Source organism: Streptomyces sp. NPDC107538, assembly GCF_055657445.1.
On sequence record NZ_JBVKAY010000012.1, the window covers coordinates 46171 to 59985 of the forward strand.

Annotated in this window: 12 protein-coding genes; 6 read left to right on the forward strand and 6 right to left on the reverse strand. The window is 72.7% G+C overall.

Annotation, left to right across the window (positions count from 1 at the left end):
- Positions 1 to 92 precede the first annotated feature (92 nt).
- From ACZ7MG_RS32755 to ACZ7MG_RS32780, 6 genes are read left to right on the forward strand one after another with little or no spacing between them, the layout of a single operon-like run.
- Positions 93 to 1199, forward strand: a complete 1107-nt coding sequence (locus ACZ7MG_RS32755; protein ID WP_471394583.1) for an ADP-ribosylglycohydrolase family protein — start codon at positions 93 to 95, stop codon at positions 1197 to 1199.
- Positions 1196 to 2650: an ADP-ribosylglycohydrolase family protein gene (locus ACZ7MG_RS32760; protein WP_471394581.1), complete on the forward strand. Its 1455-nt coding sequence runs from the start codon at positions 1196 to 1198 to the stop codon at positions 2648 to 2650. Before ACZ7MG_RS32755 ends, ACZ7MG_RS32760 begins: the two co-directional genes overlap by 4 nt.
- A 7-nt stretch (positions 2651 to 2657) precedes the next feature.
- A complete protein-coding gene (locus ACZ7MG_RS32765) occupies positions 2658 to 3878 on the forward strand; it encodes an ADP-ribosylglycohydrolase family protein (RefSeq protein ID WP_471394579.1) in 1221 nt (406 codons plus the stop codon).
- Entirely contained in the window at positions 3875 to 5404 is a 1530-nt protein-coding gene (locus tag ACZ7MG_RS32770) for an ADP-ribosylglycohydrolase family protein (protein WP_471394576.1), read from the forward strand. The genes ACZ7MG_RS32765 and ACZ7MG_RS32770 overlap by 4 nt, the downstream gene beginning before the upstream one ends.
- A complete protein-coding gene (locus tag ACZ7MG_RS32775; RefSeq protein ID WP_471394574.1) occupies positions 5401 to 6636 on the forward strand; it encodes a CaiB/BaiF CoA transferase family protein in 1236 nt (411 codons plus the stop codon). Before ACZ7MG_RS32770 ends, ACZ7MG_RS32775 begins: the two co-directional genes overlap by 4 nt.
- A complete protein-coding gene (locus tag ACZ7MG_RS32780) occupies positions 6633 to 7487 on the forward strand; it encodes an HpcH/HpaI aldolase/citrate lyase family protein (RefSeq protein ID WP_471394572.1) in 855 nt (284 codons plus the stop codon). The genes ACZ7MG_RS32775 and ACZ7MG_RS32780 overlap by 4 nt, the downstream gene beginning before the upstream one ends.
- Positions 7488 to 7844: 357 nt before the next feature.
- On the opposite strand, the gene lgt is transcribed toward ACZ7MG_RS32780, so the two are convergent.
- From lgt to trpC, 6 genes are all read right to left on the reverse strand, one after another.
- Positions 7845 to 8819: a prolipoprotein diacylglyceryl transferase gene (gene lgt / locus ACZ7MG_RS32785; RefSeq protein WP_471394570.1), complete on the reverse strand. Its 975-nt coding sequence runs from the start codon at positions 8817 to 8819 to the stop codon at positions 7845 to 7847.
- Between the two features lie 126 nt (positions 8820 to 8945).
- Positions 8946 to 9719, reverse strand: a complete 774-nt coding sequence (locus ACZ7MG_RS32790) for a DsbA family protein (protein WP_471394568.1) — start codon at positions 9717 to 9719, stop codon at positions 8946 to 8948.
- A gap of 115 nt (positions 9720 to 9834) precedes the next feature.
- Entirely contained in the window at positions 9835 to 10653 is an 819-nt protein-coding gene (gene trpA, locus ACZ7MG_RS32795; protein ID WP_471394566.1) for a tryptophan synthase subunit alpha, read from the reverse strand.
- Entirely contained in the window at positions 10650 to 11939 is a 1290-nt protein-coding gene (gene trpB / locus ACZ7MG_RS32800) for a tryptophan synthase subunit beta (protein WP_471394563.1), read from the reverse strand. Before trpB ends, trpA begins: the two co-directional genes overlap by 4 nt.
- Before the next feature lie 539 nt (positions 11940 to 12478).
- Complete coding sequence (trpM, locus tag ACZ7MG_RS32805) at positions 12479 to 12673, reverse strand: tryptophan biosynthesis modulator TrpM (RefSeq protein WP_471394560.1); 195 nt, start codon at positions 12671 to 12673, stop codon at positions 12479 to 12481.
- A 151-nt stretch (positions 12674 to 12824) separates the two neighbouring features.
- Positions 12825 to 13634, reverse strand: coding sequence for an indole-3-glycerol phosphate synthase TrpC (gene trpC / locus ACZ7MG_RS32810; RefSeq protein WP_471394558.1), 810 nt, complete (start codon positions 13632 to 13634; stop codon positions 12825 to 12827).
- Positions 13635 to 13815 lie beyond the last annotated feature (181 nt).

A 13815-nucleotide genomic window follows, 5' to 3' on the forward strand; every position in this document is an offset into this window, starting at 1 on the left:
CGAGATCGTCACCACGAGATCGCCGAAATCTTCAGAGCGGATCAACTGCCCACGGGCCGGAGAACTGCCCACCGGGCCAGAGAGGCGACCCTATGCCTTCCATCGCCTGCATTCCCTCGGTCCCGGCGCCCGGGGACGCCGCCGATCTGCGCGATCGGGCACGCGGGGCCATGCTCGGGCTCGCCGTCGGGGACGCGCTGGGGGCGCCCGCCGAGAACATGAAGCCCTCCGAGATCCGCGCGCGCTGGGGGCGCATCACGGGATACGTCGCCGAGAACCCGTCGGGCACGGACGACACCGAGTACGCCATCTTCTCCGGGCTGCTGCTGGCCCGGCACGGCTCGGCGCTCACGGTCACGCATGTGGAGACGGCCTGGCACCAGTGGATCGCGGACCGGGACGAGGGCCCGTTCCGGGGCGCCGGCTTCAGCGAACGCGGCACCCTGGAGAACCTCCGCCGGGGCCTCGCCGCGCCGATCTCCGCCCAGCACCGGCACGCCTGGAGCGACGGCCTGGCCATGCGCGCGGCCCCCTTCGGCGTCTTCGCGGCGGGCCGCCCCGCGGAGGCCGCCCGGCTGGTCGCCGTCGACGGCTCGGTCAGCCACGACGGCGAGGGCATCTACGGCGGTCAGGCGGTCGCGGCGGGCGTCGCGGCGGCGATGGCGGGCGCCCCGACGATCGCGGTGGTCGCCTCCGCCCTGGCCGTGGTCCCCGACGACTCCTGGACGGCCCGCTCCCTGCGCCGCGCCGTCGCGGTGGCCCACCGGGGCGAACGCGCGGTCCGCTCCGCCATCGTCATCGGCGGCTACCCCTGGACCGACCTCGCCCCCGAAGCCGTCGCCCTCGCCTTCGGCGCCTACGCGGCGGCCGACGGCGACTTCACCGAGTCCGTGCTGACGGCGGTGAACATGGGCCGCGACGCCGACACGACCGCCGCCGTCGCCGGCGCGCTGGCCGGAGCGACCCGGGGCGCGACCGCGATCCCGCCCGAGTGGACCACCGCCATCGGCCCGGCGAGGGGCACCTGCCTCCCCTCCATGGCCGGCCACCACGTCCTGGACGTGGCCGAACTCCTGGTCCCCGGCGAGGGCGGCAAGTGGGCCACCACCACACCCCCCCTCCACCGCGAGGAACGCCCCACCCCACCCCCCACCGCCTTCACCCTGGCCCCCTCCCCCACATCGGAGACCCCGTCATGACCCCCCCGACCCCGTGGGAAGAAACCACCCCCCTCACCACCCCCGGCGGAACCGAACGCCCGGTCCCGGCGAAGCCGCCGGGCCCCGGGAGAGCGAGCGCGGCGAAGCCGACCGACACCGGAGGCACCGGAGGCACCGTCACGGCGAAGCCGACCGGCCCCGAGAGAGCGAGCGTGGCGAAGCCGGTCGCCCCACGGCCCGCGGCCGCCGGCGGCGAGGACGCCCCACAGGGGCCACCCGCACCCGACGACGAAACCCGCACGGGCGGTGCGGGTGGGAAAACCGAACCGGCCGAAGGCGAAGCCGAGGCCGGCAGGCCCCGCCCCCCGAAGGGCACCCGCATCGAGGGCCTCCTCCTCGGCCTGGCCGCAGGCGACGCCGCCGGCTGGCCCGCCGCCCGCCACCGAGCCGCCCGCATGCCGGAATGGACCCGCCGCCTCACCCGCGAACTCGACACCTTCGCCGAACAGAACGCCACCACCACCCTCCCCGTCCCCATCGCCCTCAACCAGCCCCCCGAGCCCCTCCGCCTCGGCCCCTCCGACGACGCCGAATGGGCGGTCTTCGCCGCGGAGTCCCTCCTCCGCGCGGCCGACACCGCCGCCCTCGGCGACCTCAGCCTCGAACGCCGCACCCGCGCCTCGATCGACCTCTCCTGGAACGCCGTCGCCAGCGAGATCGCCGCGGCAGCGGAACGCGCCCCCGAGGTCGAGTCCGCCGTACTCCCCCTGCGCGCCCGTATCTCCGTACGCGCCGGCCTCGGCAACCTCGCCACCGGCCTGCGCCCACCCGCCACCGGCCACGACAACCCCCACTACTTCGACGACGCGGCCTGCGTCCGCGCCTGCGTCCTGGCCGTGGCCCACCCCGGCGACCCGCACCGCGCCGCCGACCTCGCCGAGTTCGACGCCCGCTACACCCAGGACGGCGACGGCGTGCACGGCGCCCGCGCGATGGCCGCCGCGCTCGCGCTGGCGCTCGTCGGCGCGAACGTCGACGACTGCACGGCGGCGGCCCTCGCCGAACTCCCCGCCGAGACGGAGATCGGCCGCAACGCCCGCCACGCCCTGGACCTCGCCCACCGCCACAAAAAAGAAGGAACATTCGCTCTGGTCCCGCTCCTGGAGCACCAGATCGTCGACCACGTCTACAGCTACGGCATCGCCGCCGCCGAGACCGTCCCCGTGGCCCTCGCCCTGGCCACCGCCGCCGGGGGCCGGATCGCCGAGGCCGTCCCCGCCGCCGCCTGCCTCTCCCGTGTCGCCGACTCCGCCCCGGCCCTCGCCGGCGCCCTGACCGGCGCGCTCAGCGGCGGCACCGCCATCCCCGACACCTGGCGGGACGCCTGCCGCACCCTCTCCGGCTGCGCCCTCCCCCGCCTCACCGGCACCGATCTCGTACACCTCGCCGAACTTCTCGCAGCCACGGAACTCGCCGTCCCAGGAGGATGATTCGGGCATGACGCCCCCAAACGAACCCCCCACCGCCGCACGTCGCGACGCACGGACGACATCTGCGCCCCACGCGGAGCATGTCACCGCGGCGACCCTCGACGAGCGCATCACGGGAGCCCTCGTCGGCGCGGCCGTCGGCGACGCCCTCGGCGGCCCGGTCGAGGGCTACGCCCCGGAGCAGATCCTCGAACGCCACGGCGGCCGCGTCCACGGCGTCGTCGGCCCCTGGAACGGCGACGACTGGCGCACCGCCCGCCCCATCGCCCCGTACCACAAGGGCGACGGCCACGTCACCGACGACACCCTGATGACCCATGCGCTGGTACGCGTGTACGACCGGGTCCGCGACCATCTCGACGCCTACTCCGTCGCCGAGCACCTGGTGCCGGACATGATGACGACCCCGCGCTGGATCCCCGAACTGGAGGCGGAGGCCCTCCCCCTCCAACGGGTCTTCCTCGCCGAGAAATGGCTCGTCGCCCGGATCCACTACGGCCACATCGACCCCCGCGAGGCCGGCACCGGCAACATCGTCAACTGCGGCGCCGCGATGTACATGGCCCCCGTAGGCCTGGTCAACGCGGCCAATGCGCCCGGCGCGTACGCCGAGGCGCTCGACGTCGCGGGCGCCCACCAGTCGTCGTACGGCAGGGAGGCGGCGGGCGTGTTCGCGGCGGCGGTCGCGGCGGCGTGCGCGCCGGGCGCGACCGCGGAATCGGTGATCGAGACCGGTCTCTCCCTGGCGAAGGACGGCACCCGCGCGGCGATCGAGGCGGTGTGCGAAGTGGCCCGCCGCCACACGGACTTCGAGTCGGCGCTACGACCGCTGCGCGAGGCGGTGGCCCCGTTCGACACGGTCGGCCCCGACTACCGCGCCCCCTCCCTCGGCGCCCGCCGCCCCTCCCGTCTGCACGCGATCGAGGAACTCCCCATCGCCCTGGGCATGTTGCTGGTGGCCCGCGGCGACTACCGGCACGCGGTGCTGGGTTCGGTGAACTACGGCCGGGACTGCGACTCGATCGCCACGATGTCCGGTGCCCTGGCGGGCGCGCTGGGCTCGGACATCCCGTCCGACTGGGCCAAGACGGTGGCGGAGGCGAGCCGTCTGGACCTGCACGCCCCCGCCACGACCCTGGCGGACGTCACCCGCCGGATCCACGCCCAGGACGTGGCGCGCCGGCGCGCCCACGAGGCCGCCTTCACCACCCTGGCCCACCTCCGGTGACCCCCCTCCGTCTCACCTGGGTCCAGCCGGAGGACCTCCTCGGCCACGAACTCCACCAGGCCCGCCAGGACGGCCGCGAGCCCGCGGCCGTCGCCGCCCGCTGGCGCGCGGCCGGCGGCCCCCCGGCCCCCCTCCGCGCCGGCGCCTCCCCCCACCCCACCTCCCGCTACCTCCGCCAACTCGCCGAAGACCTCCTCGACGAACTGGCAGACCTACCAAGCGCGTTGGCGGAACACGAGCCGACGGCCCTGGGCAGGATCAAGGCCCAGTGCCCGAACTGGCCCGCACTCCCGACTCAGCCCACCCACCCCGCTCAACCCGCGCACCCTGCGGGCAATCGTGCCGCTGGGGCGATGGGGGTCCCCCCGCTCGAGCGGAGCCGAGAGTGGGGGAGGGTGGGCGCAGGCGGCACCTCGTCACCGCCGAGCGGCGGAACCCTCCCCGCCCCAGCCACGAACTCGCGACGCCTGGAAGCCGCCTGGCTAGGCCGCGCCGCCGGCTGCCTCCTGGGCAAACCCGTCGAGAAGCTCCCCCTCCCCGCCATCCGCCAACTCGCCACGGCCACCGGCAACTGGCCCCTCACCACCTGGTTCACCGCCCGAGGCGTCCCGGAGGACCTCCTCACCGCCCACCCCTGGAACCGCCGCTCGGCCCCCACCTCCCTCGCCGAGAACATCGACGGCATGCCCGAGGACGACGACCTCAACTACCCCCTCCTCAACCTCCTCCTCCTGTCCCGCCACGGCCGCGACTTCACCACCACCGACGTCGCGACCCTCTGGCTGGACGAACTCCCCGCGGGCCGCACCTTCACCGCCGAACGCGTCGCCTACCGCAACCTCCTCACCGGCATCGAGCCACCCCACACGGCCCGCCACCGCAACCCGTTCCGCGAGTGGATCGGCGCCCTGATCCGCGCCGACGTCCACGGCTGGACCAACCCCGGCGACCCGGCCGGCGCGGCGGAGCAGGCCCACCGGGACGCCACCCTCACCCACACCGCGAACGGCGTCTACGCGGCGATGTTCGTCGCGGCCACCATCGCGGACGCGGCCACCGGCACCCACGACATCCACCACTGCCTGCGCACCGGCCTGACCGTCGTCCCCCCGAACTCCCGCCTGGCGAAGGCGATCGAGCACGCACTCGAACTCACCACCGAAGCCCGGAGCAACCGTGGCGCCCGCGACTTCGACACGGTCGTCGACGCCCTCCACACCACCTACGCCGACCACCACTGGGTCCACGCCATCCCCAACACGGCTCTGCTCACCGCCGCCCTCACCCACGCGGACGGCGACTTCACGGCCTCCATCTGCCGCGCGGTGTCCGGCGGTTGGGACACCGACTCCAACGGCGCGACGGCGGGCAGCATCGCGGGCCTGCTGACCGGCTCCCCGGACGCGCTGCCCGACCGCTGGACGGCCCCCCTCAAGAACCGGCTGGCCACCTCGATCGCCGACTTCAACGGCATCGGCTTCGACACCCTGGCCCACCTCACCCTCCGGGAGACCCCCCGCCCATGACGCAGGCACCCACGACGCAGGCGCCACCCACGACGACCGATGCGTACGACCCCCCGCTCGGCCACCTCCGCGTCCTCGACCTCGCCACGCTCTTCGCCGGCCCCCTCGCCGCCACGATGCTCGGCGACTTCGGCGCGGAGGTCATCAAGGTCGAGCACCCCACGAGGCCCGACCCGTCCCGCGGTCACGGCCCGTCGAAGGACGGCGTGGGCCTGTGGTGGAAACTGCTGGGTCGCAACAAGCGCACCCTGACGCTGAACCTCTCGACCCCCGGCGGCCGGGACACGCTCCTCCGTCTCGCCGCCACCGCCGATGTGATCATCGAGAACTTCCGCCCCGGCACCCTGGAGAAATGGGGCCTGGGCTGGCAGGAACTGTCGGCGGTCAACCCGCGTCTGGTCCTGGCCCGGGTCACCGGCTTCGGCCAGTTCGGACCGTACGCGCACCGCCCCGGCTTCGGCACGCTCGCCGAGGCGATGAGCGGCTTCGCGGCGATCACCGGCGAGCCGGACGCCCCGCCGGTCCTGCCGCCCTTCGGCCTGGCCGACTCGATCGCGGGCCTGGCGACGGCGTACGCGGTGATGACCGCGCTCGCCGCGCGTGACCGAACCGGTCAGGGGCAGACGGTCGACATGGCGATCATCGAGCCGATCCTCACCGTCCTCGGCCCCCAGCCCCTCTGGTACGACCAACTGGGCCACGTCCAGCCCCGCACGGGCAACCGCTCCGCCAACAACGCGCCCCGTAACACGTATCGCACGGCGGACGGTTCCTGGGTGGCGGTCTCCACCTCGGCCCAGTCGATCGCGGAGCGGGTGATGCGTCTGGTCGGGCGGCCCGAGCTGATCGACGAGCCCTGGTTCGGTTCGGGGGCGGAGCGGGCCCGGCACGCGGACGTCCTGGACGAGGCGGTCGGCGCGTGGATCGCCCGTCACACCCGGGAGGAGGTCGTCGAGGTGTTCGAGAAGGCGGAGGCGGCGGTGGCCCCCATCCAGGACGTACGGGAGGTGATGACCGACCCGCAGTACCGCGCCCTGGACACGATCACGACCGTCGACGACCCGGACCTCGGCCCGTTGCGCATGCAGAACGTGCTCTTCCGGCTCTCCGCGACCCCCGGCGCGATCCGCTGGGCGGGCCGCGCGCACGGCGCCGACACGGACACGGTCCTCACCGAACTGGGCCTGTCGGACACGGACATCGAGACCCTCCGCGAAGAGGGCGCCCTATGACCCCGCGACCGTCGCCGCCTCTCCCCCTCACCTGGCTGTACGTCCCCGGTGACCGCCCGGAGGTGGTCACCAAGGCCCTGGGCTCGGGCGCGGACGTGGTGATCGTGGACCTGGAGGACGCGGTCGCACCGGACCGCAAGGCCTACGCCCGCGCGGCGACCGCCGAACTCCTCTCGTCCCCGCCGCCCGTCCCGGTCCACGTCCGGGTGAACGCCCTGGCCACCCCGGAGGCGGAGCAGGACCTCCGTGCCCTCTCCGCCCTCCCCGGCCTGACGGCCCTCCGCCTCCCGAAGATCACGTCCCCGGCCGAGATCGCGAAGGTCGCGGAGCGGACCGCGCCGGCGGACGGCGGGGCGCTCCCGCTGTACGCCCTCCTCGAATCGGCCCTGGGCGTGGAACGGGCGTACGACATCGCCACGGCCCATCCCGCCCTGCGCGGCATCGCTCTCGGTGAGGCGGATCTCCGCGCGGATCTGGCCGCCGGTCATGACCGGGCCCTGGACTGGCCCCGCTCCCGAGTGATCGTGGCGGCGCGTGCCGCGGGGCTCCCCGCCCCCGCCCAGTCGATCTACCCGGACACGAAGGATCTCGATGGTCTGGCGTCCTCCTCCGCCCACGGCCGGGCTCTCGGCTTCTTCGGCCGCGCCGCGCTCCACCCTCGCCAACTCCCGGTGATCGAACGCGCCTACACCCCCACCCCCCAGGAGGTGGCATCGGCCGAGCAGACCCTGAAAGCAGCCTCCACCACGCCCGGCGCCCAGGCCCTCCCCGACGGCCGCTTCATCGACCCTGCGGTCATCGCCGCCGCCCACAAGACGCTGGCCCTCGCCAACCGTCCCGCCAAACGCTGATTCCGCCCCCGCCGCCCCTACCCGTCCCATCCCACAGGGGCTGCGCCCCTTCGACCCCCACACGTCCGCCCGGTGGGGGCTGGTCGCGCAGTTCCCCGCGCCCCTGAAAAGCAGGGCTACGCCCATGCTTTTCCCCCAACCACCGGCCGCTTTCAGACCCGCGAGACCTGGTCTCCCAGGCCCGCAGGGGCCTGGTCTTTCAGGGGCGCGGGGAACTGCGCGAGAAGCCCCACCGAACCCGCACCCGCCCACCACCTCAGTCACCCCCCACCGACTCTCCCCCCTCCCTCCGAAACCCAAAAACCCACCCACCCCAGTGAAAAGGGGCGGGTGGGTGGGGCGACCAAACCGATAACGTCAGCTCTTCTCCGCGGACTCGGCCTTCTTCTTCTCGCCCCCGGCATCAGAGGCATCCTCGGCGCTCTTCTCTTCCTTCACGTCGGCCTTGTCCGCCGGCTCCGCCGACTCCGAGCCCTCATCCACCACCGCGGCCCCTTCGTCCCCACCACCGTCGGAGACCCCCGGCTCGACAATCTCCTCCCGCCCCGGCCGCTTCCGCGCAGACAGGACGATGTAGATCACGGCGAGGACGAAGACGAAGATCGCGGTCCAGTTGTTGAGCCGCAGCCCAAGAATGTGGTGGGCCTCGTCGACCCGCATGTACTCGATCCAGAACCGCCCCGCACAGTACGCGGCGACGTACAGCGCGAACGCCCGCCCATGCCCGAGCTTGAACCGCCGGTCCGCCCAGATGACGAGGACCGCGACACCGATGCACCACAGCGACTCGTAGAGGAACGTCGGGTGGTACGTCCCCGGCAGCCGCCCGTCCGTGGAGGACGTGATCTCCACGGCCCACGGCAGATCCGTCGGCTTGCCGTACAGCTCCTGGTTGAACCAGTTGCCCCACCGCCCGATCGCCTGCGCCAGCGCGATACCGGGCGCGACGGCGTCGGCGTACGCGGGCAGCGGGATCCCCCGCCGACGGCACCCGATCCACGCCCCCACCGCGCCGAGCGCGATCGCGCCCCAGATGCCGAGCCCGCCCTCCCAGACCTTGAAGGCGTCGACCCAGTCACGGCCCTCGCTGAAGTACAGCTCGTAGTCCGTGATCACGTGGTAGAGCCGCCCGCCGATCAGACCGAAGGGCACCGCCCAGACGGCGATGTCGGCGACCGTACCGGCCTGTCCGCCCCGCGCGACCCAGCGTTTGTTGCCGAGCCAGACGGCTACGAAGACACCGATGATGATGCAGAAGGCGTAGCCGCGCAGCGGGACGGGACCGAGGTACAGCACCCCGCGCGACGGGCTGGGAATGTAGGCAAGTTCCATGGCAGGGTCGACGCTACCCTGCCGGGCCCGGCGGACGGCAAGCAGCCCGGCAACGGGTCCATAACGCCGTACCACCACTCCCTTGACGCCCCACGGGCCCCGGCGGCCTCAGGACTCACACGCGACTCACCCCGCGGCCCTCGCCTCCACCATCTGCTTCAGCTTCGCGGGGGTCATGGACTGGTCCGCGTAGATGTTGGTGCCGTTGAGGAAGACGCTGGGCGTGCCGGAGAAGCCACCCTTCTGGAAGGCCTCGTTCGACTTCGCGACCCAGCTGTTGTGCGTGCCCTCCTCGACGCAGGTACGGAACTCCGCGGTGTCCAGCCCGTCCACCTTCTTGGCCAGGTCGAGGAGCTTGGTCTCGTCGGCGAAGGCGTCGTCCGTCTCGGGCGGCTGGTTCTGGTAGAGCACGTCGTGGTACGCCGGGAACTTGCCTTCGTTCTGCGCGCAAGCGGCGGCGTTGGCGGCCTTGCGGGAGCCGCTGCCGCCCATGTTCCCGTCGATCAGGGTGGCGAGGTGGTACTCGACCTTCAGCTTTCCGGCCTCGGTCAGCTCATGAATGGTCGAGCGGTAGGCGTCCTCGAAGGATTTGCAGGCCGGGCAGCGGAAGTCCTCCCACACCGAGAGGGTCGACTTGGCGCCGGCGTCCCCGACGGGGATCGCGAGGCTGTCCTCGCCGTTGGCACCCGAGGGCGCGACGACCGGGCCCGCGCTGTCGGCATCGTCCTTGCCCGCGTTCGCCGCCACCACGCCGATCACGGCGGCCAGTCCCAGCACGCCCACCACCGAGGCACCCACGATCAGTGCCCGCCGGCGCTTCTCGGCGGTCTTCTGCTTCTCGCGCTCCTCCGCCAGCCGTTCCCGGGCGGTGCGCTTTCCCTCACGGTTCTTCTCGCTCACATCCCGCAGAACGAACCGGGGAGGCGCTCAGCGCCTCCCCGATCCCACTTCCACCCGTTCGAGTGAGCGTATTGCCCGTTACGTCCAGCCATCCCGTACGAATAACGGGTGAACGTCACGCGCCCCGGCGTACGCCCTTCGCGAGGTCGCCCGCCAGTTCCCGGACCGCGTCCAGGCCGGCGGCCTCGTCCGGTGCGTCCAGCATCCGCTTCACGAACGCGGACCCGACGATCACTCCGTCGGCGAACCCGGCGACCTCGGCCGCCTGCTCGGCGTTGGAGACCCCGAGCCCGACGCAGACCGGCAGACCGGAACCGGTGGCCCGGGTGCGCTCCACCAGGTCCTGGGCCTGTGCGCCCACCGACTTGCGGGTGCCCGTGACCCCCATCAGCGAGGCGGCGTAGACGAAGCCGCTGCCCGCCGCGGTGATCTCGGCGAGCCGGGCGTCCTTGCTGCTGGGCGCGACCACGAAGACCGTGCCGAGGCCGTGCTTCTCCGCGTGCTCCCTCCACAGCGCCGACTCCTGGACGGGCAGGTCGGGCAGGATGCAGCCCGCGCCGCCCGCCTCCGCCAGCTCGGCCGTGAAGCGCTCGACGCCGTAGCGGTCGATGGGGTTCCAGTACGTCATGACGAGGACGGGCTTCCCGGTGGCCGCGAAGGCCTCCCGCACCGTCCGCATCACGTCCGCGATCTTGACGCCGCCGCGCAGGGCGATGTCGTCGGCGGTCTGGATGACGGGGCCGTCGAGGACCGGGTCGCTGTGCGGCAGCCCGACCTCGACGACGTCGGCGCCGCCCTCGAAGACCGCCTTGATCGCGGCGATACCGCCGTCGACGGTCGGGAACCCGGCCGGCAGATAGGCGATGAGCGCGGACCGCCCCTCCGCCTTGGCCGCGGCGAGGGTGTCGCTCAACAGCTGGATGTTGCCGCTCACTTGGCGTCCCCCTCGATCTCGGCGAGATCGGCCGCGTCGGCGGCGACCTCGGCGTCGGCACCGCTGTCGTACAGGCCGAAGTAGCGTGCGGCCGTGTCCATGTCCTTGTCGCCGCGCCCGGACAGGTTGACGACGATCAGCCCGTCCTTGCCCAGTTCCCTGCCGACCTCCAGGGCCCCGGCGAGCGCGTGGGCGCTCTCGATCGCCGGGATGATGCCCTCGGTGCGCGACAGCAGCCGCAGTGCCTGCATGGCCGCGTCGTCGGTGACCGCGCGGTACTCGCCGCGACCGCTGTCCTTGAGGTAGGAGTGCTCGGGGCCGATCCCCGGGTAGTCGAGGCCTGCCGAGATCGAGTACGGCTCGGTGATCTGGCCCTCCTCGTCCTGGAGGACGTACGACCGCGAGCCGTGCAGGATGCCCGGCTCACCGGCGGTCAGCGTCGCCGCGTGCTCACCGGTCTCGATGCCGTGCCCGGCGGGTTCGCAGCCGATGAGGCGTACGCCGGCGTCCGGGATGAAGGCGTGGAAGAGGCCGATGGCGTTGGAGCCGCCGCCCACGCAGGCGACGGCGGCGTCGGGCAGCCGTCCGGCGCGTTCGAGGATCTGCCGCCGTGCCTCGACGCCGATCACCCGGTGGAAGTCGCGGACCATGGCGGGGAACGGGTGGGGGCCGGCGACGGTGCCGAACAGGTAGTGGGTGCGGTCGACATTGGCGACCCAGTCCCGGAACGCCTCGTTGATGGCGTCCTTGAGGGTTCGGGAGCCGGACTTCACGGCGACGACCTCGGCGCCCAGCATGCGCATACGGGCGACGTTGAGGGCCTGCCGCTGGGTGTCGATCTCACCCATGTAGATGGTGCAGTCGAGCCCGAAGAGGGCACAGGCCGTGGCGGTGGCGACGCCGTGCTGGCCCGCTCCCGTCTCGGCGATGACCCGGGTCTTGCCCATGCGCCTGGTGAGCAGGGCCTGCCCGAGCACGTTGTTGATCTTGTGTGACCCGGTGTGGTTCAGGTCCTCACGCTTGAGGAAGACCCGCGCGCCGCCGGCGTGCTCGGCGAACCGGGGCACCTCGGTGAGCGAACTGGGCCGCCCCGTGTAGTGGACGAGCAGATCGTCGAGTTCCTTCGCGAACTCGGGGTCCTGCTTCGCCTTGTCGTACTCCACGGCGACCTCGTCCACGGCGGCGACCAGCGCCTCCGGGATGAACTTGCCACCGAACGCGCCGAAGTACCCCTCGGCGCTGGGGACCTGACCCTCGGGGTCGGGAATGAAGAACTCACTGGACATGCGCATACCTCGCAGGGGCGTAGCCCCATCGTCGGTCGGACTATGACTCACAGCAATCACGTGCGCACACCACCCTCGAGCCCCACTCGGCAAACCGACCGCTCCACGGCTTGACGTAAACCGTGTCTCGACATCAGCCGTGGCTCGGCGTGACTCGCGGCTCGACGTCAACCGTGGCGTGGCATCAGCCTTGGCTCGGCGTCAACCGTGGCGCGGCTTCAACCGTGGCTCGGCGTGACCTCGCTCGGCGTCAACCGTGGCGTGGCGTCAGCCACGGCCTCGCTTCGGCCCCGGCCTGGCTGGCGGCCCCACGAGCTCGCTTCGGCCACCGCCCGGTGTCTCAGCCGCCCCGCTTCGGCACCACCCGGTGTCTCCGCCACCCCGCTTCGCCACCGCCCGGTTTCGTCCGCCGCGCCGCTTCATCCGCCGCGACGGCGGGAAACCACGACGGCGTCGACCGGCGGTGCCGAACAGACCGGTGGCGACCTCACCTACCACCGGGAACGGAACACCCGGCGGTCACGGAAGGAAGCGGCGGCTCAGCTGCCCGCAGGGCATGCGCGCGCAGGCGACCGGGGCCATCGCATGCCGTTCACCTGACCCGGCTCGTCACCGATGACGTAACGGACCCGGCGCCCGTGGACCCGCCGGGCAGGCGCCCGGCAGCCACGGGGACGGCACCCGCGCGCGAGGCGCGCGTAGGGGTCCCTGGGAGTCATGGTGATCGAGAACATCGAAGCACAGCCTACCGGCCCCGCCTCACCCGTGAGAGCGACCCCGGCCACACCCGGCGGCGGCCCAACCGGCGAGAACCCGCACCCCACCGCCCCGGCCGGGGCGGACCCCGGTCGGCGGCCGGCGAAGTCGCGGTCGCTCATGGCCGGGTCAGTTCCGGCCGTGCCGCAGCGCCGGGTGCTCGCCCGCGGCGACGAGGTCGGCGACCGCCGTCTTGGGGTCCTTGCCGGTGACGAGCGACTCGCCCACGAGGACCGCGTCGGCACCGGCGTTGGCGTAGGCGATCAGGTCGTGCGGGCCCCGGACACCGGACTCGGCGATCTTGACGATGGAGTCGGGGATCTCGGGGGCGACCCGCTCGAACGTGGAGCGGTCGACCTCCAGGGTCTTCAGGTTCCGCGCGTTGACCCCGATCACCCGCGCACCGGCGTCGACCGCGCGCTCGACCTCGTCCTCGTCGTGCACCTCGACGAGCGGGGTGAGCCCGATGGACTCGGCGCGCTCGATCAGCGACTCCAGCGCCGGCTGGTCGAGGGCCGCGACGATCAGCAGGACGACGTCGGCGCCGTACGCCCGTGCCTCCCACAGCTGGTAGGAGGTGACGATGAAGTCCTTGCGCAGGACGGGGATGTCCACGCGCGCGCGGACGGCCTCCAGGTCGGCGAGCGAACCGCCGAAGCGGCGCTGTTCGGTGAGGACGGAGATGATCGCCGCACCGCCCGCCTCGTAGTCGGCCGCGAGTCCGGCCGGGTCGGCGATCGCGGCGAGCGCGCCCTTGGAGGGGCTGGACCGCTTCACCTCGCAGATCACCTTGACGCCGTCGCCGCGCAGCGCGGCCGCGCCGTCCTTGGCCGCCGGAGCCTTCGCCGCGCGCTCCTTGAGCTCGTCGAGGCTGACGCGCGCCTGCCGCTCCGCGAGGTCGGCACGGACTCCGTCGATGATCTCGTCGAGCACACTCACGCGAGCGGCCCCCTTTCAGACGGTGAGAACGATGAAAATCGGTGACAACGTTTGACGGTCATGTATTGACAGTCGGGCGGTTCTCAGGGTTCAGGCAGTTCACTGTGATGGTATCCGCAGGAGGGCGTAGGCCTCACATCCGGTTGACGGCGGTCCCACTACCTGGACGTTCGCCATTTGA